Genomic DNA, 22042 nt, shown 5'->3' with positions numbered 1-22042 from the left:
AATGATTCAAAAAATTTATGAAGTTATGAAAGAGATACACGATCCTGAAATACCTCTAAACATCGTAGACCTTGGACTTATAAAGAGTATCTACATAAACGACGGAGAAGTTAACATAGTAATGACCCTAACTTCTCCAGACTGTCCTTTAGAGGACTTAATCTTAGAAACAGTATCAAAAAAGATACTTAATGAAGTTGAAGGAGTAAAAAGCGTTAAAATTAGTTTAGATTTTACAAAAACTTGGACAACTAACCACATATCAAAAGAAGGTAAAGAAAAACTAAAAAAGTTAGGATGGAATTTTTAAACTTTTTCTAAAAAATCTATATGTATTGTTTTTTCCCCATGCTTTTCAAATAAAACCTTTGCATTTTTACCTATTACAGACTTTACTACACCTTTTCCAAAAACCTGATGTTTCACAAGCATTCCAGCTTCAATATCTCTATCTGAAGATTTATTGATTTTACTCTTAACAGTAGTATGCTGAGAAGAAGCATTTTTTGACGTAGATTTTATATGCTCTTTAATATCTTTTAAAAACTGAGAAGGCTTAGTAGGAACTGATTTATTTCCAAAGCTTCTTCTCTCTTTTGCGTAAGTCAAATACAGTCTCTCTTTTGCTCTTGTTATTGCTACATAAAAAAGTCTTCTTTCTTCTTCAAGCTGAGTAGGGTCATCAAAAGACCTACCAGATGGAAATATACCATCTTCTAATCCTGCAACAAAAACTGTATTAAATTCAAGACCTTTTGCAGCGTGAACGGTCATTATCTTTACTTTGTTTGTATCTTCAAGGTTGTCTTGAGCTTGGGATAGGGAGCTCTCTTCTAAAAACTCTGTTAAGGTCTTCCCAGACTTTTCAACCTCTTCAAGAGCTACTATAAGCTCGTTTATGTTAGCCACTCTATCTTCCCAATCTTTACTGTACTCTTTTTGTAGATACTCTTCATATTTTATCTTTTCAAAAATATGTTTAACAACTTTAGAAGGGTTAAGATTTGCGTTTTCTATAACATAATCCATTAAATCTAAATACTCTTTTACGTTTTGCTTTGCTTTTTGGCTAAAATGTGGAAGACTTTTTCTCAGAGCTTCTAACCAGTTATCTACAAAGTTTAATTTTATAATCTCTAAACCTTTTTCTCCTACTGCCCTTGGTGGTGTTGTTAAAGACCTTTCAAAACTTGCGTAATCTCTCGGATTTAACGCAACTCTTAAATAAGATAAAATATCCTTAACCTCAGCTCTCTCGTAGAATTTTAGTCCTCCAACTATCTGGTAAGGTATGCCGTTTAACATCATAGCTTCTTCTAAGTTTCTTGTTAAGAAAGACATTCTGACTAAGATTGCAAAATCTTTGTAATCAGCAGTTGAAGAGAGATCCTTTATTTTTCTTGCAATGAAAGATACTTCTTCTTTTTCATTAGATAGAGGGACTAATCTTATCTCCTCTCCTTCTTCTTTTTCTGTCCAGAGGGTTAAAAGTTTTGATTTCCACTTTCCTTTTGACTTTGATATTACAGCATTAGCTGCATCTAATATCTTCTTTGTACTTCTGTAATTTCTTTCAAGTTTTATTATTTTTGTGTTTGGAAAATCTTTTTCAAAATCTAATATATTTTCAGGATGAGCTCCTCTCCAAGTGTATATACACTGGGCTGGGTCTCCTACAACAGTTATAGTGTTTCTACTGCCAACTAAGAGTTTTAAAAGCTGATGTTGAACTTTGTTTGTGTCTTGGTACTCATCTACAAGGATATAATCAAACTTGTTTTGCCACCTTTGAAGTATGTCTGGATTGTTTTTTAAAATTTTTACAGACTTAACAAGTAAATCATCAAAGTCAAAAGCGTTGCTGTTTTTTAGCTCCTCTTCATACTTTTCGTATATCTGTCTTATGCGAGGGACAGAGAAAGAAAGTAAGTCTAAATACTCTTCAGGGTCGTCTTCCTGTTTGATTTTAGATATGTAATCTTTTACTTTATCAGGTTTGATAAGCTCTTCATTTAAATTTAAATCTTTTAAAACTTTTTTGATTAATTTTTTACTGTCATCTTCGTCGTATATAACAAAATTTCTGTCGTATCCAACTTTTTCAGCTTCAAATCGTAAAAATTTTGCTGCAAAACTGTGAAAAGTCATTACCCACTGAGGCCTTTCTCCAAGGGCTTTCTCTACTCTTTCTTTCATTTCTTCTGCTGCTTTGTTTGTAAAGGTAATAGCAAGTATTCTGTGAATAGGATTTCCTAAAGACTTTACAAGATACATTATTTTATGAGTTATAACTTTTGTTTTTCCTGAACCAGCTCCTGCCAGAACAAGCAATGGAGTTTCAAAGTGTAAAACAGCTTCCTTTTGTCTATCGTTTAGTCCGTCAAGAATAGGGTCTTTTAGCAAATTCTGTTCCTCTGTTTACCACGGATAAAGGCTTCTATGTTAAGGTATATCTCTTTTACAAGAGTTTGTCTGGCTTCTATACTTGTCCAAGCTATGTGAGGTGTTATTAAAAGTCTGTCTTTGTTTTTGATGTGAAGTAGCAGATTGTCTGGACTTATAGGCTCTTTTTCTAAAACGTCTAATCCAGCTCCTGCAATTAAACCTTCATCTAATGCTTTAGCTAAATCTTTCTCGTTAACTATGCCACCTCTTCCAAGGTTAAGTAGTATAGCAGTTTTTTTCATAAGCTTTATTTTATCGTATGTGATTAAATTCTTTGTATATTCGTTAAGTGGAGCGTGAATTGAAACCACGTCAGATATAGAAAGAAGTTCGTCTAATCCTTTGTGAGGGTAAGCTTGGTTTATATTTTTCCCAGAGGTTGAGTAGTATATTACATCACATCCAAAACTTTCTGCCACTTGAGCAACTCTTTTCCCTATAGTCCCAAGTCCTATTATTCCCCAAGTTTTTCCATTTAACTCCCAGAAAGGTCTATCTAAATGGGTAAAAATGGGACTTTTTGAGTACTCACCTAATTTTACGTAGTCATCGTAATATCTTAGATTTTCTAAAAGATAAAACAGCATAGCAAAAGTGTGCTGAACTACACTGTTCGTAGAGTATCCAGCTACGTTGGCAACCGCTATACCTTTTTGTTTTGCGTAATCTATATCTACATTGTTATAACCTGTAGCGGCAACGCAGATTAACTTTAAATAATGAGCATTATTCATCACATCTTTATCTATAACAACTTTGTTTGTAATAACTATATTTTTATCTTTTACTCTTTCGATGGTCTCTTCTTTTGTTTTTGTAATAGGGTATACTTCTAAATAGCCAAAATCTCTAAAAATATTTAAATCTATATCGTCCCCTAAGGTTTTTGCGTCTAATATTGCTATTTTCATACCACTACCTTATATAAATAATGAGCTTACAGAACTTTCAATGTTTATACGTTTTATAGCTTCTCCTATTAATTCAGCTACCGATAAAACTGTTAATTTATCAAACTCCTTTCCTTCAAGTGGTATAGTGTTTGTTGCTATTACTTCTTCTATTTCTGAGTTTATAAGTCTTTCTATAGCAGGTCCAGAAAATACTGGATGAGTACACGCTGCAATAACAGATTTTGCACCTTTAGACTTTAACATCTCAGCAGCTGCCACTATAGTTCCTGCAGTATCTATTATATCGTCTATGATAACTGCGTTTTTACCTTCAACGTCTCCTATAACGTCTAACGTTTCAACAACGTTAGGAGCTGGTCTTTTTTTGTATATAATTGCAAGATTACCGCCAAGTCTGTTTTGAAGCATTCTTGCCCTTTCTACACCACCTGCATCAGGGGATACTATTACTAAGTCTTTTATATTCTTTGCCTTTAAATATTCGTATATAACAGGAAGAGCATATATGTTATCTACAGGACAGTCAAAAAATCCTTGTATTTGAGCAGAGTGTAGGTCAACAGTTAAAACTCTGTCAGCTCCTGCTTTTTGAATTATATCTGCTAAAAGTTTTGCACTTATTGGAACTCTTGGTTTGTCCTTTCTATCTTGCCTTGCATAGGCAAAGTAAGGTATGACTGCTGTTATTCTATGAGTTGAAGACCTTTTCAATGCATCCAATAAAAGAAGAAGTTCCATAATATGGTCGTTTACAGGATAGGATAAAGTTTGGATTACAAAAACGTCAGCTCCTCTAACGTTTTCATTTATTTGAACTCTGATTTCTCCGTCGCTAAATCTTGTTAAAAGAACATCAACTAATGGAGTTTCTAAATATTCTGAGATTTCTCTTGCAAGAGATTTGTTTGCATTGCCACTGATTAGCTTTAAGACTTTACTCAATGAGTTCCTCCAGAAGATGTAAGTTGTTAGCTGGGGAGGGAGGACTCGAACCTCCGACACCCGGTTCCAAAGACCGGTGTTCTGCCAGCTGAACTACTCCCCAGTGTTTATTTGAATCTTGTTTTAATCAACTTCCAATTTCTAACTTTACAGGCAGTCTCTACTTCTTGTAAAGGACTGCCTACACAGTAAACAGTGCTACCACTTCCCGTTATAAACGGTTTATAACCTAAATACTCTAAAAATTTGTAAACTTCTTCAATTTCAGGATATAGCGTTTTAGCTACATCACCTAATTTATTTTCTGCTACTTCAAAAATCTTTTTAGTACCGTATTCACTTATCAGATTTAATATTATATTCAAATCATCTTTGTTTGTCAACATATTTTTATCAACTTTTGAGTAAACTTCACCTGTGTTAGATTTAACATTAGGATAGATTAAAAACAGCTCATCATTAAGTCTTTGGTCAAAGAACGTTAATTTTTCTCCTACACCTTCTGCTAAAGCAAAACCACCTTTAAGGAAAAAAGGAACGTCAGCTCCTATCTTAACTGCCAAGTCAAAAAGGTCTTTTTCTGAAAGGGGGTTTCCATAGTAAGTGTTTAAAAACTGTAAAACTACAGCAGCGTTAGAGCTACCACCACCAAGCCCACCGCCTACTGGAATGTTTTTTTCAATAAAAATCTCCCAGTTTTGATTTATTCCAGTAATCTTTTCAAAAAGAACAACAGTTTTATAAACTATGTTTTTTTCTTCTTGTAAATCAGGGTCTAAAAGAGAGCATTTTACAGTTAAATTATGTGAAGGTTTTATAAATATCCTATCGTACAAATCTACTGTATGAAAAAAAGAAGATATATTATGGTATCCATCATCCCTTTTTCCTACAATCCATAAACCTATGTTAACTTTTGCTGGTGAGAGCAATACTTTCATACACACCTGTTTTTCCCGGTTCTTTTTGCTATATAAAGATATCTGTCAGCTTCTTCAATGTCAAGGTACGGATTATCTAAATTTTGGATCTCTCTAACACCACAACTTACAGTTATTTTCCCAACTACAGGAAATTTATAACGCTCAACTTCTTTTCTTATTCTTTCTGCAACAACAAAAGCTCCGTTGACATTAGTATGTGGTAAAAGAATTAAAAACTCTTCTCCTCCGTATCTAAATGGATAATCAGAATCTCTTAGGTTTTTCCTAACTATTCTTGAAAAGTGCATTAAAACTTCATCTCCAGCTAAATGACCGTAAGTATCATTTACTTTTTTAAAGTTATCTAAATCCATCATAAGCATAGATATTTTATACCTGTACCTTTTACTTCTACTAATCTCTTTAGATAGAATAGTGTCCAGTATATGTCTGTTAAAAAATCCTGTTAAAGAATCTTTCAATGCTATTTTTGAAACATTCTCTAAAGATATCTTATTTAGAATAAACAGGAGTTTTAAAGAAGTATTTTCTATATCCTTTAAAAGGATATACACTGCCAAACTATTATTTTCTCTATTTTCAGAGTAAATATGTCTAACTTTATCAAACTTTTCGTGAAAAATCTTATGTAGATGCCAAACTTCTTTATAAGATTGTTCATCAAAAAATCTTTGCCCGTATTCTACCAGCCACTTTGTAAATTCACAGTTTTTGTAGTCTGGAAGATTAGATAATATTTCCATATCACCGTCAGCAATAGATTTTAGAAACTTATTTTTATTTTTAAGATGTATTTTAGCAGCTTCTTGAAGGGATAAAACAGTCTCTACATTACTATCTTTGATTAGCTTTTTCTCTTCCTCTAAAGAGTAGTTTATGTAAGGTCTTAGTATAACTAAAAAGTCAAAATTAATTTTTTCTTTTAAAATATCATCTTTTTTTTCAACTGATTTGTATATTATTTTATAAACCTCTAAAAGGATATCATCTGTAAAACCCTTCATAAACAATCTTTTTCCTGCATTGTAAAGATTAATTAAATATTTCTCGTCTGGATACTTTAATAGGTAATGTTTAATGTATCTTTTAACAAACCTTTTTAAATATATTTTATCATTCTGTGTTAAGATAGATATGGATATGCTTTTATCGTAAAATGTTTCAAACTCAGAAATAATATCTTGAATTTGTTTATGAAAAGTTTTTATTTTCCCTTCCCAGAATTCTCTTTTTATCCTGTCTTTAAATCTTTCTAAAAGTTTGTATGGCATTTTTTTCATCCTATCATTCCTATCTATACAAAAAATATTATATCGTAAAAAAATATTTTTATACTATAAACATAGCATCACCGTAGCTAAAAAATCTGTACTTTTGTTTTACAGCTTCATTGTAAGCCTCAAGGATAAAATCTTTAGAAGCAAAAGCTGATACAAGCATAAGTAAAGTAGATTTTGGCAGGTGAAAGTTTGTTATAAGTTTATCTACTATTTTAAACTCAAAAGGTGGATAGATGAAGATGTCTGTATAACCTTCGGTTTTACCTGTAAGGGCAAAAGATTCAAGGGTTCTAACAACTGTTGTTCCTACTGCTATAACTGACTTTCCTGATTCTTTTGTTTTTTGAATAAGCTCTAAAGACTCTTGTGGAATACTATAAAACTCTTCGTGCATTTTATGTTTTGTAATATCCTGTTCTTTCACAGGTTTAAACGTTCCAAGTCCTACGTGTAAAGTTAGGTAAGTTATGTTTACACCTTTATCTTTTATCCTCTGTAAAAGCTCTTCTGTAAAGTGAAGTCCAGCTGTTGGAGATGCTACAGAGCCTTCTTTTTTTGCAAATACGGTTTGATAAAGCTGTTTATCTTTTTCTTCATCTGGTCTTTCGATGTATGGGGGAAGGGGAATGTGTCCGTAATTTTCTAAATCTTTTTTTAGGTCTTTACTGTGGAGTTTTACTATTGCTTTATCTTCTTGTCTTTCTAAAAATTCTACAAAAAAATCCTGAGCTATAACTATTTTATCTTTTGGTTTTAACCTTCTTACGTTTTTTATAAGAGCTTCCCAGATAGTATCTTCCACAGGTTTAAGTAAAAAAACCTCTATATTAGCACCTGTTTTTTCCCTTTTTCCAATTAATCTTGCAGGTATAACCTTTGTATCATTTAAAACAAGTAAATCTCCTTCTTGAAGATACTCAATAATGTCTCTAAATATTCTATGTTCTATAGACTTTTTTTCTCTATTTAAAACCATTAAACGGCAACTATCTCTTGGCTCTATAGGATACTTTGCAATGAATTCTTTAGGAAGATAGTAATCAAAATCTGATAGCTTCATCACTTAGATAACTTAGATAGTAGCATAAGTATTAAAGAAAGAATAACACTTAAAAGTAAAGATGTAGCTAAAGGAAAGTAAAACGTAAAGTTATCCTTTTTAATCAGTATATCACCAGGAAGTTTTCCTAGTCCAAAAGGTAGTTTTTCTAAAAAAATAAATAAAAATCCCATAACTACCAAAACCAAACCTAAAAATACGAGACTCTTTCCTATGGTTTCCATCATTACCTTTTGCCAATTTGTGATAGTATAATTTAACATTAATTAAAGAATTTATCAAGGAGAGACTTTTTGAAAGAAGAAAAAAGTGAAAAGTTAGTTATATGGGGCAGAAATCCAGTAATAGAAGCTCTAAGGTCTGGAAGGAGCTTAGAAAAAATTCTTGTAGCCCATGACTCTCATCCACCAAAAGAGCTTTTAAAGTTAGCAGAAGAAAAAAAGGTAAAAGTCCAAAAGGTTCCAAGACAGAAAGTAGAGGAGTTGGCAGGCACTAAAAAAACTCAAGGTGTTGTTGCACTGGTAAGCCCTATTCAATATTGGAATGAAGATAAACTTATAGACAAAGTCATCAAAGAAAAAGGTATTTTAGTTGTTTTAGACCACATTACAGACCCTCAAAACGTAGGAAGTATAATGAGAACATCTGAAATATTAGGTGTAAGCGGTATAGTACTTCCAAAAGAAAGGTCAAGCCCTATAAATGAGGTGGTTGTAAAAGCTTCAACGGGAGCTGTGTTTTACCTTCCTATAGCAAAAGTAGGAAGTCTTAGAAACACATTAGAAAAGTTTAAGAAAAAAGGCGGTTGGGTTGTAGCAGTAGAAAAAGGTGGTAAAAACATACACGAAATAGATTTTCCATTTCCGCTTGCATTAGTGGTTGGGTCTGAAGGTAAAGGAGTGTCAAAGTCTGTGTTAGAAGAAGCTGATATAGTTGCATCAATACCTATGAAAGGTAAAATTACATCTTTTAACGTATCAAACGCAACAGCAATAGCACTTTGGGAAGTATTTAAAAAGAAGGAGACTTTAAAATGAGTAAATTTGATATAGCAGCTCTAACTTGGGATGAAAAACCAATGAGAGTAAACATAGCTAAAAATGTAGCAGAAAGTATAAAAAAACATATTTCTTTAAATAAAGACATGAAATTACTTGACTTTGGTTGTGGCACTGGATTGCTTACGTTCTTCCTGATTGATGAGGTTGGAAAAGCTGTAGGTGTAGACAGCTCCAAAGGTATGTGTGAAGTTTTTTTAAAGAAAGCTAAAGAGAACAACATAGATAACGTAGAAGTTTTAAACTTAGATTTAGAAAAACAGGATATTGACCAGAAGTTTGACGTTATAGTAAGCTCTATGGCTCTTCACCACGTTAAAGACACTCAAAACATTCTTAAAAAATTTTACTCTTTGCTAAACGAAGGAAGATATATAGCGATAGCTGACCTTGTAAAAGAAGATGGAACATTTCACGACGATAACGAAGGGGTAGAGCATTTTGGCTTTAATTTAGAAGAGTTAAATTCTCTTTTTGAAAAGGTAGGCTTTAAAGACGTTAAATACGATATAGCTTATACTGTAGTAAAAGAAAGAGATGGGCAAAATAGAGAATACCCTATATTTTTAATGGTAGGTAGGAAGTGAGATTAACAGATTTAGCTAAGGTAGTTGAAGGACAGATTTTAAATTTTGAGAGAGATTTAGAGGTTAACTCTTTCACAATAGATAGTAGAAAATCATCAGAAGGCGGTGTATTTATTCCACTAAAAGGAACCACAGACGGCCACAACTACATAGAAGATGCTTTAAACAGAGGGTCTGTAGGATACTTAACAGAAAAATCTTTAAACTTTAAAAACGGCATACTTGTAAAAGACACTTATCAAGCATTAAAAAAAATTGCCATTTATAAAAGAAAAAGTATTGACACTGTAGTAGGTATTACAGGAAGCAGTGGGAAAACTTCAACAAAAGAGCTTTTAAACTTTGTTTTATCTAAATTTTACAAAACCCATTCAACTTCAGGAAATTACAACAACGAGATAGGCGTTCCGTTAACACTATCAAACACACCAGAAAATACTCACATTGCAATCATAGAAATGGGAGCTGGAAAAGTAGGAGATATAGATTATTTAAATGAGATAGTAAATCCAGATGTAGCTGTTTTAGTGTCAGTAGGACACGCCCACGTAGAAAAGTTTGGCAGTTTTGAAAACATAATAAAAGGAAAAGGAGAGATATTCAACAAGGCACATTACCACGTCTTACCGTTTGACCTTTTACACCACTACAAAGATAAACTGAAAAAATTCATAACCTTTGGAGAAGAAGGAGATATAAAAGTATACGGCATAAGAATAACACCTGAGGGAACAGCTGGAAAAATAGCTTACAAAAATCAAGTTTTAGACTTAACCATACCTATTTTTAACAAAGGAGTTTTTAAAAATACAGGAGCTGTAGCAGGAGTACTTTATCACTTAGGTTTAGACCCTATTAAAAGCTTAGAAGTTTTAAAGGATTTTAGCCAGATTGAAGGTAGAGGAAAGATTTTAAAAATAGGCAACATAACAATCATAGATGACTCTTACAACGCAAACCCTTTATCTGTAAAAAATGCCATAGAAACTTTAAATGAAATACCAACTGTAAAGGTACTCGTTTTAGGAGATATGTTAGAACTGGGAAAAGAATCAGAAAAACTACACAGAAACATAGCCAGAGAGATAGTGAAAACAAACATTGACTATGTATTCTTATATGGAGAAGAAACAAAATATATAAAGCAGGACCTGGAAGGAAAAAAGCCAGTTATATATGCAGATAAAAAAGAGATTGCATACCAGATAAAAAAGTTAGAAAACCTTAATCCAACTGTTTTAATAAAAGGTTCCCGTGGCATGAAAATGGAAGAAGTGATAAAATATTTAGGAAATTAACATGGAGGAAACATTATGAGAGTTGCAATTAACGGATTTGGAAGAATCGGAAGAAACTTTTTCAGAATAGCAAATGGTGTAGAAGGAATAGAGATAGTAGCGATTAACGACCTAACAGATGCAAAAACTTTGGCACATCTTTTAAAGTATGATTCAGTTCACGGTATATACGATGCAGATGTAAAAGCAACAGAAAACTCTATAATAGTAAATGGAAAAGAGATAAAGATAACAGCTGTAAAAGATCCTTCACAGCTCCCTTGGAAAGATTTAGAAGTTGATGTTGTAATAGAATCTACAGGAGTATTTACAAAGAGAGAAGATGCAGAAAAACACCTTCAAGCTGGATCAAAAAAAGTTATTATTTCAGCTCCTGCTAAAAATCCAGATATAACAATTGTTTTAGGTGTAAACCAAGAGATGTACGACCCTAAAAATCATAACATTATTTCAAACGCATCATGTACTACAAACGCCCTTGCACCTATAGTTAAAGTCCTGCAAAAAGAGTTTGGTATAAAGTACGGTTATATGGTAACAACCCACGCTTATACAAACGACCAGAGAATATTAGATTTACCACACAAAGATTTAAGAAGAGCAAGATCGGCAGCTGTAAACATTGTTCCAACTACAACTGGAGCTGCAAAAGCTTTAGGGGAAGTTATTCCTGAAGTGAAAGGAAAATTAGATGGTACAGCAAGAAGAGTTCCTGTAGCAGACGGGTCTTTAATAGACTTAACTGTAGTTGTAGAAAAAGATACAACAGTAGAAGAAGTAAACGCAGCTATGAAAAAGTACTCAGAAGGAGAGATGAAAGGAATCCTTGCATACTGTGAAGACCCTGTAGTATCTTCAGACATAGTAGGAAACCCTGCTTCCTCAATCTTTGACTCTCTTTTAACACAAGTTATAGGAGGCAATTTAGTTCACGTAGCATCGTGGTACGATAACGAATATGGCTACTCTACAAGATTAAAAGATTTAGTTTTATTTATAAAAAATGCTGGATAACTTTACAATTGGGGGATAAATCCCCCAATTAATTTAGAAGGTAGAAAAATGATACTAATGATAGATAACTACGACTCTTTTACTTACAACATAGTCCAGTACTTTTACGAACTTGGGCAAGAAGTTTTAGTAAAGAGAAACGATGAGATAACCATAGAAGATATAAAGCGTATGGACAACATAGATGCTATAGTTATATCTCCTGGTCCATGCACTCCAAATGAAGCTGGAATATCAGTTGACGTTATAAAAGAGTTTAAAGGTGTTTATCCAATACTTGGCGTTTGTTTGGGACATCAGTCTATAGGACAGGCTTTTGGTGGGAAAATAGTAAAAGCAAAATGTCTTATGCATGGAAAAACTTCAAAAATATACCATAATGAAAAAGGTCTTTTTGAAGGCATACCAAATCCTTTTAATGCAGTAAGGTATCACTCTCTCGTTATAGACGAATCTACTTTACCTGAAGATATAGAAATTACAGCAAGGTCAGACGATGGAGAGATTATGGCTATAGAGCATAAAAAGTATCCTATCTGGGGCGTTCAGTTCCACCCTGAATCAATACTTACAGAATACGGTCTAAAACTTTTAGAAAACTTTGTCCATCTTGCAAAAGCCTCAAAAACTACGCTAAAACAGTAAAATAGTAATAAGCAGGTAGAATCTGAACCTCTACACCATCAATTGTAGTAGTATCAAAATCATCAAAAGTAAGGATAACTCCCTTTTTAACGTTTAAAAACTTTACAGCTTCCAGTAGCCCATTTAACTCTCTTTCCATTGTTTTTTTATCAGATAGACTGTAGCTTACTTGTATAGGCATTGTTTGATATTTATTTAAGATTATCAAATCACACTCTTTATTTTCTTTAAAATAAAAAATTTCATAACCTCTTAATCTAAACTCTTTCACTACAAGATTTTCCAATAAAGTTCCATAAACACCTTTAAAAGAGAAAGATAAAGCATTTACAAGACCGTTGTCAACTATATACGCTTTTTTTTGAGAAAGCTCAGATTTTAAAATTGATTTTGAGTATTTTTTTATAATTATAGAAAGATAAATATCTTCAATATATTCAAGATATTGATAAAGTGCATCTTTGCTAATTTTATAGCCCTGAGATTTAAGCTCGTTGAATATATTGTTAACAGATAAAGGTTTTCCTAAATTCTCAATTATCCTTTTTATAAAGTATTTGAGGATTAAAGGATTTTTTATTTCAAACCTCTCTACTAAATCTTTATAAATCATCACCTCAAAGTAGTTTTGTAAAGTTTTAAGTTTTAAATTTTTATCGTTTAAGTAAACTACCTCAGGAAAACCACCATACTCTAAATACCCTAAAAACTCTTTTTTCCATAAACCCCTTTTCTCTATGTTGTAAAAATCTTTTTCTTCAAAAGATAGGTCTTTAAAAGCAAGATACTCTTTAAAAGAGAGAGGAAAAACTTCATAAGATAAAGTCCTTCCTCTTAAAGCTGTCGCTATTTCCTTTGATAAAAGCTTAGAGTTTGAACCTGTGATATAGATATTTTTTGTATATCTATCGTAAACCCTTCTAATAAACTTTTCCCAACCTGTTATATTTTGAATCTCGTCAAAAAATAAGTATAAATCCTTTAAAGGAATATTTGGATAGAGCTCCTTATAAGCTTCTAAAATAAGTGATAATTCTTCTGAAGTTATATTTATTCTCTCATCTTCAAAGTTTATATAAATTATTCTTTCAATTGGAACATTTTCTAAAAGCTTTTTTATCGTTTGAAATATCAAATAAGTTTTTCCACTTCTTCTAACACCAATTACGGATATTATTTTACCTGTATTTACAGGAAGTTTTAACTCTCTTTCAATAAAGTCAGGTATACCATACTGGTGAAATTCAATAATAAGTTGTTTAAATAATTCTTTCCTTTTCATAAGGAAATTTTACCGTAATTTTTCCTTTTTAGAAGGAAATTTTAAATATCACTAAGTAGTTTTCCACCTTTACCCCAGTTTTCTCTTTCTACTTCATCTATTACGACGTAAGTAGATTGAGGAGGTTTATTTGCAACTTCCTCTAAAAGCTTTGTTATTCCTTCTACTATCTTTTCTTTTTGTTCTTTTGTAAGTTTTCCTGCAACTTTTACATTTACGTAAGGCATCTTTACTCCTCCAAATTGTACTGTTTAATTTTTCTATAAAGGGAAGATAAGTCTATATCTAAAGCTTTTGCAACTTCTTTTAGATTGTTGTTATAAACTTTTAAAGCTTTTTTTATCATCTGTTTTTCTAATTCTTCTTTTGCATCTTTTAAAGGCCTTATAGTTATCGGGATTACCTCTTCTTTTTCTACTTTTACATTACCAAGCATATGTGGAGGTAGGTCTTTATTGTAAATAACAGATTCGCTGTTTAGTATCACTAATCTTTCCATTAGATTTTTCAGCTCTCTAACGTTTCCAGGCCAGCTGTAATTTAAAAATGTATTTTTTACTTCATCAGACAGTTCAGGTGGCTCTACTTTATTCTCTATAGAAAACTTCTTTAAAAAGTAGTCTGCAAGTAAAAGGATATCTTCTCCTCTTTCTCTTAAAGGTGGGACATGTATAGGAATAACTGAAAGTCTAAAAGCAAGGTCTTGTCTAAATGTTCCTTTTTCAACTTCTTTTTGTATGTCTTTGTTTGTTGCAGAGATAACTCTTAAATCAACTGTAATTTTTGTATTACTACCAAGTCTTGAAAACTGCTTTTCTTCTAAGACTCTAAGAAGTTTTGCCTGAGATGATAAACTCATATCTGCAACTTCATCTAAAAACAATGTTCCTTTGTCAGCAAGTTCAAGCTTTCCTATTTTTCTTGTAAATGCGTTTGTAAATGCTCCTTTTTCATATCCAAAAAATTCTGCTTCAAAAAGTTCATCAGGAATAGCTGCACAGTTTATATCAACAAAAGGATAATCTTTTCTTGGGGACTGATAATGGATAGACTTTGCTACAAGCTCTTTACCTGTTCCATTTTCGCCTAAAATCATAACCCAAGCGTTTGTTTTTGCCACCTTTTCAATCTGTCTTTTTAACTCAAATATTTTCGGACTGTTTCCTATTATCTCTATCTGTTTTTCTTCTTTTTCTTTAAAATATTCAAGACTCTGTCTTACTTTTATCTGCTTTTCTACCTTTTCAATCGTTGCTATTATAGTTTCTGTTGATAAAGGCTTTTCCAAAAAGTCAAATGCACCTTCTTTAATAGCTTTAACAGCTATTGGAATGTTTGCATGACCAGAAATCATAATTATGCTGGTATTAGGAGCATTTTCTTTTATAAACGGTATTAAGTCTAAACCTTCACCATCTGGGAGCCAAACATCTAAAAAAATCACATCGTATGAGTTCTTTTTAATCAAATCTTTAGCAGAAGTTATACTACCAGTAGTTTCAACCAAATAGCCTTCATCTGTTAAAATATCTTTCATTAAATCTTGAATGTTTTTTTCATCATCTACAATTAAAATGTTTAACATTTTACTTTACCTCTTCTCTAACAACTCTTTTAGATATACCACACATAATCTCGTAAGCAATAGTTCCAGATAGATTTGCAATATCAGAAAATTTTATCTCTTTATCTTTACTTTTTCCAACAATTACAACGTCATCTCCTACATTAACCACATCTAAATCCGAAACGTCTACAATAGTCATGTCCATAGTAACATTTCCAAGTATTTTACAGTATTTTCCGTTTATGAGCACATATCCTTTGTTAGATAAAGCCCTTGGAAGACCATCTGCATAACCAAAAGAAACTACTGCAACCTTCATATCTCTATCAGCTGTAAAAGTTCCACAGTAAGATATTTTATCCCCTTTTTTAATGTTTTTAACAGATATTACCTTAGATAGAACTGTCATAACAGGGTAAAGGTCTATCGGATAATTTTGTGTAGGTTTTTCTCCATACATAGCAATACCTAATCTGATAGTATTACAAAAGGGACAGTCATACACAACACCAGCAGAGTTTTGTATATGAATATACTTTGGATTAATATCTATCTTTTTTAATATTCTTTTAAAGTCTTCTATCTGATTTTTAGTATATTCAGGGTCTGTGTCAGCTGACGGTAAATGGGACAAAATCCCTTCAATCTCAAATCCTTTTATTTTTTCTTTTAACTTTTCTATATCAGAACCATAAAAACCAAGTCTTCTCATCCCTGTATCAAACTTTATATGTATCTTTTTAAATTTTAGATTTTCTGCTACTTCAAGATGAAAAAAATCTGAAATCACTGGTATTAAACTGCACTGATTAAACAGCTCCAACTCTTGCTTTAATATACCACCTAAAACAATTATAGATTTTTCTATTCCAAAGTTTCTTAAAAGATACCCTTCATAAGCAGTAGCAACACAAAAACCTTCAATAAAATCCAAAGAAGACAACGCTTTTGATACTATTTCAGCATCATGTCCATAAGCATCTGCTTTGACTACTGCAAAAATCTTTTTATTGGAAAATTTATATACATTTTCTACATTTTTTTTTAGATTTTCTGTATTTACTAAGGCAACACTTCTAATAAAATCCAATCCTGTCCTTTATATTTAAAATTTTTCTTAAGAAATATGATATCATAATTAGCAAAAACTGGTTTTTAAGATGGATAACAACAGAAATTTAGCAGTAGAAGGATATCAAAAAGCGGTAGAAAAGTTAAGTGGCACAGATATTAATGCGGTAATATTTCTTCTTTTATTTATAATTTCTCTCATTTTGATGGCAATTGTTTTAGGTAATTTATCAAAAAAGTTAAGAGCTAAAAAACAAAAAGAAGATTTTATGAGATACACAAAAGAAAAAAATCTAACAGATGAGCAAATAAAAATAATTTGGGATTATTCAAAAAAATTGGGAAGAGACCCGTTTCTTGCAATAGAGTTTAAAGCACCTTTTGAAAAGATTATAGATGTATACATAAAGGAAAACCCTAACATTGATGAAAATTTAATAAAGGAAATGAGAGAAAAACTTGGATTTGATTATGTACCCTACTTTGTACCTATTACAACCAGTAAAGATATTGAACTTTTCCAAGGTGGTAAACTAAAAACAGAGGAAGGTATAACTTACAATGTTGCTCTTTACGACAAAGATGAGCTTTACATGTATTGGGTCATAACAGATAAAACCATTCCAACAATAAAACCTGAAGATAGAGTAAAAGTATCCTTTATAAGAAAATCAGATGCTGCCTATACTTTAGAGGGACAGGTTATAGATGTTATAAATGAAAATGGAAGGGTTATCGTTAAAATCCCTCACACTTTTGAACTAATTAGGATTCAAAGGAGAGAATATCCAAGGGTTGAAGTAGAAATAGAATCTTTATTGGGTAAAAAAGAAAAAAAAGATGGACAAGAAATTCTTCTATGGATTATAGCTAAGATTTTAGATATAAGCCCTTCAGGAGCAAAAGTATGTATAAACCCAGAAGAAAAAGATAAATTGAAACTATTGATAGGAGATAAAATCTTACTTTCTTTCAATCTCTTAGAAAAAGAATTCCAAGAAGAAGCAGAAATTGTTAATATTCACGAAAAACAAAACATACTTTGTTATGGTGTTAAGTTCACAGATATTAAAGAATTTCAACAAAAACATATATTTGAATTTGTTAGAAAAGAACAAAAAAGATTGGCAGAGCTTTATAAAAAACAATCTTGACAAAGTTATATTTTAGTATATCATTATTGCTTATTTTTGGAGGTTTAAACTATGGATTTAGAAAAAATCAGGGAGAAGCTTTTAGAAAAAAGAAATCAAATTTTAAAATCTTTAGAAGAGTCAGCTAAAAGCGACATAAATGAAAAAACAGGTGTAGGAGATGATGCTGATACAGTAACAGATGAATTAAGTAGAGAAACTCATTACAAACTTACACAAGCAGATAGAGAAACTTTATACCTTATAGACCTTGCTTTGAGAAAGATAGATAGTGGAACATACGGTATCTGTGAAGAATGTGGTGCAGTTATAGGAGAAAAAAGGTTAGAAGCAATACCTTGGGTTAGACTCTGTATAGATTGTAGCCAAAATGAAGAGATAGTAAGACAGTTCCAGCAAAGAAACGAAGAAGAAATGATATACAATATCATTCCACCAGCATTAGGAGAAGAAGAAGAATCTAAAAATCTTCAGGCTGAGTAATGAACAGAAAAAATATAGCTTTTTGGTATATTTTCTTTTTTGTATTTTTTTTAGATTTAACCACAAAATACTTAGCAGAAAACTTTTTACAAGGTAAAACTATATCTATAATTCCAAATTTTTTTGACTTAACTCTGGTTTGGAATAAAGGTGCAGCTTTTGGAATGTTGGCAGAAGCTCCAGATTACGTAAGAAAATTTATTCTGGTAGGGTCTTCTATAGTAGCTATTGTAGTTGTTATAGTTTACTTTCTTAAATCTAAAGACAAACTATCATATGTAGAAATTTTTTCACTTTCTTTGATAGGTGGCGGTTCGTTAGGCAACCTTTACGATAGATTTCTTTTAGGACAGGTAAGGGATTTTTTAGATTTTTACATAAAAGACCATCATTGGCCAGCTTTTAATATAGCAGATGCTTCAATCACTGTAGGAATAGGATTATTCATATTCTATGAACTTTATCTAAAAAAGAAGAGTATAATAAATAGTTAATTAGGTTGTTTTAGGAGGAAGTTTTGATAGGGTTTTTAGTAAAAAAACTTTTTGGAACAAAAAACGAAAGAGAGATAAAAAAGTTAAAATCAATAGTTGAGAAAATAAATAAATTAGAGCCTGAGCTTGACCCATTATCCAACTTGGAGATAAGACAGGAAAGTTTAAAACTTATAGAAAAAGTAAGAAGCGATAATCATCTATCAGAGGCAATAACAGGAGGAGAGATTGTAGAGGAGCTACCACTTGCTTTTGCACTGGCAAGGGAAGCTGCAAAAAGAACTCTGGGACTTCGTCCTTTTGACGTTCAGCTTATAGGTGCCCTTGCCTTACACAAAGGTATGATTGCGGAGATGAAAACGGGAGAAGGAAAAACCTTAGTTGCTGCTATATCAATCTACCTTAACGCTTTAACGGGAAAAGGCGTTCATCTTGTTACAGTAAACGATTATCTGGCAAAAAGAGACGCAATTACAATGGGTTCTATCTATAAATTCTTAGGTTTATCTGTTGGGGTAATAAATACTAATCACGTTTCTTATTTAATTGAATGGGCAGATGAAGAAAAGTTTAAAAGAGCTTTAGAGTTAGATAAAAGAGTATGGGAAAAAGGGTTTTTTGGTGAGCTTTTACCACCAGAAAAGTTTGATGTAGAAGCAAGAAAAGATTTCTTTACAGTTGCAGTAGAAAGTGATAGAAGGTCTGCTTATGAAGCTGATATAACTTACGGAACAAACAACGAATTTGGCTTTGACTACTTAAGAGATAATATGGTATTTTCAAAAGACCAGATGGTACAGGTAAAAGGTCATCATTATGCAATTGTAGACGAAGTAGACTCAATCCTTATAGATGAAGCAAGAACGCCTCTTATAATATCTGGACCATCTGGAGAAGATGTATCTATCTATTACATGACAGATGCTTTTGTTAAAACACTTATAAAAGATGAAGATTACACCGTTGATGAAAAAAATAAAACAGCAGTCTTAACAGAAAAAGGAGTAGAAAAAGCAGAAAAGTACTTTAACTTAGAAAATCTCTATGACCCAAGAAACGTTGATATTCTCCATGCAATAAATCAATCTCTAAGGGCAAACACTCTCTATCACAGGGATGTGGATTATGTTGTAAAAGACGGAGAAGTTATAATAGTTGATGAGTTTACAGGAAGACTTATGCCTGGAAGAAGATGGTCTGACGGTCTTCATCAGGCGATAGAGGCAAAAGAAGGAGTAAAAATTCAAGCAGAAAACCAGACTCTTGCATCTATAACCTTCCAAAACTACTTTAGAATGTATAAAAAACTTGCAGGAATGACAGGAACAGCCGAAACAGAAGCCTTAGAGTTTAAAGAGATATACAACCTTGACGTTTTAGTTATACCTACAAACAAACCTGTAAAAAGAATAGATTACCCCGACTTAGTTTACAAAACAAAGAAAGAAAAATTCAACCAAGTTATAGAAGAGATAGAAAGGCTTCATAAACAAGGAAGACCTGTTTTAGTAGGAACTGTGTCCGTTGAAACTTCTGAATACTTGTCAGGATTATTAAAGAAAAAAGGAATACCCCATAACGTCCTAAACGCAAAAAATCACGAAAGAGAAGCAGAGATAATAGCTCAAGCAGGTAGAATAGGAGCTGTTACTATATCAACAAATATGGCAGGTAGAGGAACAGATATTCTACTTGGTGGAAACCCTGAATTTTTAGCAAAAGAGATACTTAAAAAGAAAGGACTAACCCCAGAAACAGCAACGGAAGAACAGTACGCCCAAGCTCTAAAAGAAGCACAGAAGATAACCCAAGAAGAAAAACAAAAAGTTATAGAACTGGGAGGTCTTGCAGTAATAGGTACAGAACGACACGAAAGTAGAAGGATAGACAACCAGCTAAGAGGTAGAGCAGGTAGACAGGGTGACCCTGGAAGCTCCAGATTCTATCTATCCCTTGAAGATGACCTACTTAGACTGTTTGGTGGTGATAGACTTAAAGCGTTGATGGATAGACTAAAAATACCAGAGAATGAACCTATAGAAAGTACAATGGTATCAAAAGCCATAGAAAACGCACAAAAAAGAGTAGAAGGGCAAAACTTCCAGATAAGAAAAAGGCTCCTTGAGTTTGACGATGTAATGAACAAACAAAGACAGGTTATATACTCATTAAGAAAAGATATATTAGAGGGTGTAAACCTTAAAGATGAAATTAAACTTTGGCTTACAGATATAGTCTTATACTTCTTAGATAAGTATGCTCCTGCAGACCAGTATCAGGAAAAATGGGATTTTGAAGAGTTAAAGAAAACCTTTAAAGAGTGGCTTGGTTTAGACATAGAGATTCTTACAGATAGAGAATGGGACAGAAAAGAGCTTGAAGAGTATATCCTAAAACAACTTGAGGAGTACTACAATCAAAAAGAAGAAAAATTAGGAAGCTCTCTTATGAGAGAGTTTGAAAGATACATGACACTACAGGTTTTAGACAATCTTTGGAAAGACCACTTACACAATCTTGACAGATTAAGAGAGAGTGTTTACTTAAGAGGATACGCTCAGAGAGACCCTCTTGTAGAGTATAAGAAAGAATCTTTTGAGCTGTTTGAAGATATGATGTTTAAGTTAAAATACAACACTTTAGAGTACTTATACAAACTTCAAGTCCAATCAGAAGAAGTTTTAGAAGAAGAAAAAGCTAAAAAAGAGAAAGAAGCTGAAAAAACTCTAAAAAAGGCTGATACAAATAAAGAGGAAGAGAAGAAAAAGAAAGTTATAAAGTACAAAAACAGAATGGAAAGAAGAAAAAATAAATAGATGATACAAAACTTAACTATAATCTTTTTCTTCTTTTCCCTTGGATACATTTATAGAAAAATAAAAATATTTCCAGAAAATTACTCAAAACCCTATGTAGATTTTATAATGCACGTAGGGTTCCCAGCTTTAGTTATTAACAACATTTACCATTTAAAGTTTACCTCTGATGTTTTTATGGCTTTACTTACAGGATGGATAGCACTTATACTCAACATTCTCTTTTCTTACAAAGTAGCCACATTAATTAAACTTGACAAAAAATCAGCAATCTCCTTTGTCATGGTTTCTACCTTTGCAAACACAGGATTTTTAGGCTATCCTTTTATACTCTCCCTTTACGGAAGTGAAGGTTTAAGGTATGCGGTTATCTTTGACAATCTTGCAATGTTTTTACCTATTTACATCCTTGCTCCCATACTTATATCCTTTGCAAAAGAAGAGAAGTCGTTTAAAGTAGATTTGAAAAAACTTCTTCTTTTTCCACCTTTTACCGCCCTTCTAATAGCACTATCTTTAAAACCTTTTCAGCTTCCAAGTATAGTTTTGAAAATACTGGATATGCTTGGTTCTACCGTAATACCTCTTATTCTTTTTTCTGTAGGTATGAACTTAAGATTTTCATCTATTAAAAAAGATATAAAAATCATATCTTTAGTTTTATTCATAAAACAACTTTTACTACCTTTGAGTGTTTTAATCATGCTCTTAATTATAGGAGTTTCATTAACTCTTCCGTGGAAGGTTGCTATATTACAACTTTCAATGCCACCAATGGTTTTAGCATCAATTTTTGTAATAGAAGCTAATTTAAACAAAGATATAGCCGTATCTTCAGTTGCTTTAGGTGTTATTTTAAGTTTTTTATCAGTACCTTTGATATACTACATATTAGAAAATGTGGTATAATAATATACTTAACTAAGCACGCTTTCTCTTTGAGGGTTGCCCTACTATCAGGGTTAAAACTTAGAGAAAGCGGAAGAAA

Annotated in this window: 22 protein-coding genes and 1 tRNA gene; 11 read left to right on the top strand and 12 right to left on the bottom strand. The window is 32.1% G+C overall.

Features of this window, described 5'->3' with window-relative positions:
* Position 1: 1 nt before the first annotated feature.
* Positions 2 to 310, top strand: a complete 309-nt coding sequence (locus tag Q385_RS0106045; protein ID WP_028950809.1) for a metal-sulfur cluster assembly factor — start codon at positions 2 to 4, stop codon at positions 308 to 310.
* On the opposite strand, the gene Q385_RS0106040 is transcribed toward Q385_RS0106045, so the two are convergent.
* The 8 genes from Q385_RS0106040 to Q385_RS0106005 form a co-directional block, all read right to left on the bottom strand.
* The gene (locus Q385_RS0106040; protein ID WP_028950808.1) at positions 307 to 2403 is read right to left on the bottom strand and encodes an ATP-dependent helicase; all 2097 of its coding nucleotides are present in this window, start codon (positions 2401 to 2403) and stop codon (positions 307 to 309) included. The two genes, Q385_RS0106045 and Q385_RS0106040, sit on opposite strands and share 4 nt — an antisense overlap.
* Positions 2397 to 3356 (bottom strand): D-2-hydroxyacid dehydrogenase, encoded by a 960-nt coding sequence (locus Q385_RS0106035; RefSeq protein WP_028950807.1) that lies wholly within the window; start codon positions 3354 to 3356, stop codon positions 2397 to 2399. Before Q385_RS0106035 ends, Q385_RS0106040 begins: the two co-directional genes overlap by 7 nt.
* Before the next feature lie 9 nt (positions 3357 to 3365).
* The gene (locus Q385_RS0106030) at positions 3366 to 4301 is read right to left on the bottom strand and encodes a ribose-phosphate diphosphokinase (RefSeq protein WP_028950806.1); all 936 of its coding nucleotides are present in this window, start codon (positions 4299 to 4301) and stop codon (positions 3366 to 3368) included.
* A gap of 30 nt (positions 4302 to 4331) precedes the next feature.
* A tRNA-Gln gene (locus Q385_RS0106025) sits at positions 4332 to 4404 on the bottom strand.
* A gap of 4 nt (positions 4405 to 4408) precedes the next feature.
* On the bottom strand, positions 4409 to 5242 hold the full coding sequence (locus Q385_RS0106020; RefSeq protein ID WP_028950805.1) for a 4-(cytidine 5'-diphospho)-2-C-methyl-D-erythritol kinase: 834 nt from the start codon (positions 5240 to 5242) through the stop codon (positions 4409 to 4411).
* Entirely contained in the window at positions 5239 to 6516 is a 1278-nt protein-coding gene (locus tag Q385_RS0106015; RefSeq protein WP_051524407.1) for a sensor domain-containing diguanylate cyclase, read from the bottom strand. The genes Q385_RS0106020 and Q385_RS0106015 overlap by 4 nt, the downstream gene beginning before the upstream one ends.
* 58 nt (positions 6517 to 6574) lie before the next feature.
* Positions 6575 to 7585, bottom strand: a complete 1011-nt coding sequence (queA, locus tag Q385_RS0106010) for a tRNA preQ1(34) S-adenosylmethionine ribosyltransferase-isomerase QueA (RefSeq protein WP_028950803.1) — start codon at positions 7583 to 7585, stop codon at positions 6575 to 6577.
* Positions 7585 to 7809: a DUF2905 domain-containing protein gene (locus Q385_RS0106005; protein WP_028950802.1), complete on the bottom strand. Its 225-nt coding sequence runs from the start codon at positions 7807 to 7809 to the stop codon at positions 7585 to 7587. The genes queA and Q385_RS0106005 overlap by 1 nt, the downstream gene beginning before the upstream one ends.
* Before the next feature lie 69 nt (positions 7810 to 7878).
* On the opposite strand from Q385_RS0106005, the gene rlmB reads away from it, so the two are divergent.
* Genes rlmB through Q385_RS0105980 form a run of 5 tightly spaced genes read left to right on the top strand, consistent with a single transcriptional unit; the run spans position 7879 to position 12187 of the window.
* Positions 7879 to 8622: a 23S rRNA (guanosine(2251)-2'-O)-methyltransferase RlmB gene (gene rlmB, locus Q385_RS0106000; RefSeq protein ID WP_028950801.1), complete on the top strand. Its 744-nt coding sequence runs from the start codon at positions 7879 to 7881 to the stop codon at positions 8620 to 8622.
* On the top strand, positions 8619 to 9230 hold the full coding sequence (locus Q385_RS0105995) for a class I SAM-dependent methyltransferase (protein WP_028950800.1): 612 nt from the start codon (positions 8619 to 8621) through the stop codon (positions 9228 to 9230). Before rlmB ends, Q385_RS0105995 begins: the two co-directional genes overlap by 4 nt.
* A complete protein-coding gene (locus Q385_RS0105990; protein ID WP_028950799.1) occupies positions 9227 to 10528 on the top strand; it encodes a UDP-N-acetylmuramoyl-tripeptide--D-alanyl-D-alanine ligase in 1302 nt (433 codons plus the stop codon). The genes Q385_RS0105995 and Q385_RS0105990 overlap by 4 nt, the downstream gene beginning before the upstream one ends.
* A gap of 15 nt (positions 10529 to 10543) precedes the next feature.
* Positions 10544 to 11542, top strand: a complete 999-nt coding sequence (gap, locus tag Q385_RS0105985; protein WP_028950798.1) for a type I glyceraldehyde-3-phosphate dehydrogenase — start codon at positions 10544 to 10546, stop codon at positions 11540 to 11542.
* Positions 11543 to 11590: 48 nt separating this feature from the next.
* A complete protein-coding gene (locus Q385_RS0105980) occupies positions 11591 to 12187 on the top strand; it encodes an anthranilate synthase component II (protein ID WP_028950797.1) in 597 nt (198 codons plus the stop codon).
* On the opposite strand, the gene Q385_RS0105975 is transcribed toward Q385_RS0105980, so the two are convergent.
* Genes Q385_RS0105975 through alr form a run of 4 tightly spaced genes read right to left on the bottom strand, consistent with a single transcriptional unit; the run spans position 12171 to position 16126 of the window.
* On the bottom strand, positions 12171 to 13469 hold the full coding sequence (locus tag Q385_RS0105975; RefSeq protein WP_028950796.1) for an ATP-binding protein: 1299 nt from the start codon (positions 13467 to 13469) through the stop codon (positions 12171 to 12173). The two genes, Q385_RS0105980 and Q385_RS0105975, sit on opposite strands and share 17 nt — an antisense overlap.
* Positions 13470 to 13510: 41 nt before the next feature.
* Positions 13511 to 13696 carry a tautomerase family protein gene (locus Q385_RS0105970; RefSeq protein ID WP_028950795.1) on the bottom strand — a complete coding sequence of 62 codons (186 nt, stop codon included), beginning with the start codon at positions 13694 to 13696 and terminating at the stop codon, positions 13511 to 13513.
* 2 nt (positions 13697 to 13698) lie between these two features.
* Complete coding sequence (locus tag Q385_RS0105965; RefSeq protein WP_028950794.1) at positions 13699 to 15054, bottom strand: sigma-54-dependent transcriptional regulator; 1356 nt, start codon at positions 15052 to 15054, stop codon at positions 13699 to 13701.
* 1 nt (position 15055) lies between these two features.
* Positions 15056 to 16126: an alanine racemase gene (gene alr / locus Q385_RS0105960; protein WP_051524406.1), complete on the bottom strand. Its 1071-nt coding sequence runs from the start codon at positions 16124 to 16126 to the stop codon at positions 15056 to 15058.
* Between the two features lie 70 nt (positions 16127 to 16196).
* Between alr and Q385_RS0105955 the strand changes: the two genes are divergently transcribed.
* The 5 genes from Q385_RS0105955 to Q385_RS0105935 are packed head-to-tail and all read left to right on the top strand — an operon-like array spanning position 16197 to position 21963.
* Positions 16197 to 17261 carry a flagellar brake protein gene (locus Q385_RS0105955; RefSeq protein WP_028950792.1) on the top strand — a complete coding sequence of 355 codons (1065 nt, stop codon included), beginning with the start codon at positions 16197 to 16199 and terminating at the stop codon, positions 17259 to 17261.
* A gap of 51 nt (positions 17262 to 17312) precedes the next feature.
* Positions 17313 to 17744, top strand: a complete 432-nt coding sequence (locus tag Q385_RS0105950) for a TraR/DksA family transcriptional regulator (protein WP_028950791.1) — start codon at positions 17313 to 17315, stop codon at positions 17742 to 17744.
* Positions 17744 to 18238, top strand: a complete 495-nt coding sequence (gene lspA, locus Q385_RS0105945; protein WP_028950790.1) for a signal peptidase II — start codon at positions 17744 to 17746, stop codon at positions 18236 to 18238. The genes Q385_RS0105950 and lspA overlap by 1 nt, the downstream gene beginning before the upstream one ends.
* Before the next feature lie 23 nt (positions 18239 to 18261).
* A complete protein-coding gene (secA, locus tag Q385_RS0105940) occupies positions 18262 to 21054 on the top strand; it encodes a preprotein translocase subunit SecA (RefSeq protein WP_028950789.1) in 2793 nt (930 codons plus the stop codon).
* Complete coding sequence (locus Q385_RS0105935) at positions 21055 to 21963, top strand: AEC family transporter (RefSeq protein WP_028950788.1); 909 nt, start codon at positions 21055 to 21057, stop codon at positions 21961 to 21963.
* The last annotated feature ends 79 nt before the right edge of the window (positions 21964 to 22042 follow it).

The organism is Sulfurihydrogenibium subterraneum DSM 15120, from assembly GCF_000619805.1.
Lineage (GTDB): Bacteria > Aquificota > Aquificia > Aquificales > Hydrogenothermaceae > Sulfurihydrogenibium > Sulfurihydrogenibium subterraneum.
Note: the sequence above shows the minus strand (reverse complement) of the source record. Positions and strands in the feature narration are given on the sequence as shown.

Excerpts from the sequence above, each read along its gene's own strand:
- lspA (WP_028950790.1), top strand. The coding sequence starts at position 17,744 with ATGAACAGAAAAAATATAGCTTTTTGGTATATTTTCTTTTTTGTATTT.
- gap (WP_028950798.1), top strand. The coding sequence starts at position 10,544 with ATGAGAGTTGCAATTAACGGATTTGGAAGAATCGGAAGAAACTTTTTC.
- Q385_RS0105975 (WP_028950796.1), bottom strand. The coding sequence starts at position 13,469 with ATGAAAAGGAAAGAATTATTTAAACAACTTATTATTGAATTTCACCAG.
- Q385_RS0105970 (WP_028950795.1), bottom strand. The coding sequence starts at position 13,696 with ATGCCTTACGTAAATGTAAAAGTTGCAGGAAAACTTACAAAAGAACAA.
- Q385_RS0106020 (WP_028950805.1), bottom strand. The coding sequence starts at position 5,242 with ATGAAAGTATTGCTCTCACCAGCAAAAGTTAACATAGGTTTATGGATT.
- Q385_RS0105965 (WP_028950794.1), bottom strand. The coding sequence starts at position 15,054 with ATGTTAAACATTTTAATTGTAGATGATGAAAAAAACATTCAAGATTTA.
- Q385_RS0105950 (WP_028950791.1), top strand. The coding sequence starts at position 17,313 with ATGGATTTAGAAAAAATCAGGGAGAAGCTTTTAGAAAAAAGAAATCAA.
- Q385_RS0106015 (WP_051524407.1), bottom strand. The coding sequence starts at position 6,516 with ATGCCATACAAACTTTTAGAAAGATTTAAAGACAGGATAAAAAGAGAA.
- Q385_RS0106045 (WP_028950809.1), top strand. The coding sequence starts at position 2 with ATGATTCAAAAAATTTATGAAGTTATGAAAGAGATACACGATCCTGAA.
- Q385_RS0105935 (WP_028950788.1), top strand. The coding sequence starts at position 21,055 with ATGATACAAAACTTAACTATAATCTTTTTCTTCTTTTCCCTTGGATAC.
- Q385_RS0105955 (WP_028950792.1), top strand. The coding sequence starts at position 16,197 with ATGGATAACAACAGAAATTTAGCAGTAGAAGGATATCAAAAAGCGGTA.
- queA (WP_028950803.1), bottom strand. The coding sequence starts at position 7,585 with ATGAAGCTATCAGATTTTGATTACTATCTTCCTAAAGAATTCATTGCA.
- Q385_RS0106035 (WP_028950807.1), bottom strand. The coding sequence starts at position 3,356 with ATGAAAATAGCAATATTAGACGCAAAAACCTTAGGGGACGATATAGAT.
- Q385_RS0105995 (WP_028950800.1), top strand. The coding sequence starts at position 8,619 with ATGAGTAAATTTGATATAGCAGCTCTAACTTGGGATGAAAAACCAATG.
- Q385_RS0106005 (WP_028950802.1), bottom strand. The coding sequence starts at position 7,809 with ATGGAAACCATAGGAAAGAGTCTCGTATTTTTAGGTTTGGTTTTGGTA.
- Q385_RS0105980 (WP_028950797.1), top strand. The coding sequence starts at position 11,591 with ATGATACTAATGATAGATAACTACGACTCTTTTACTTACAACATAGTC.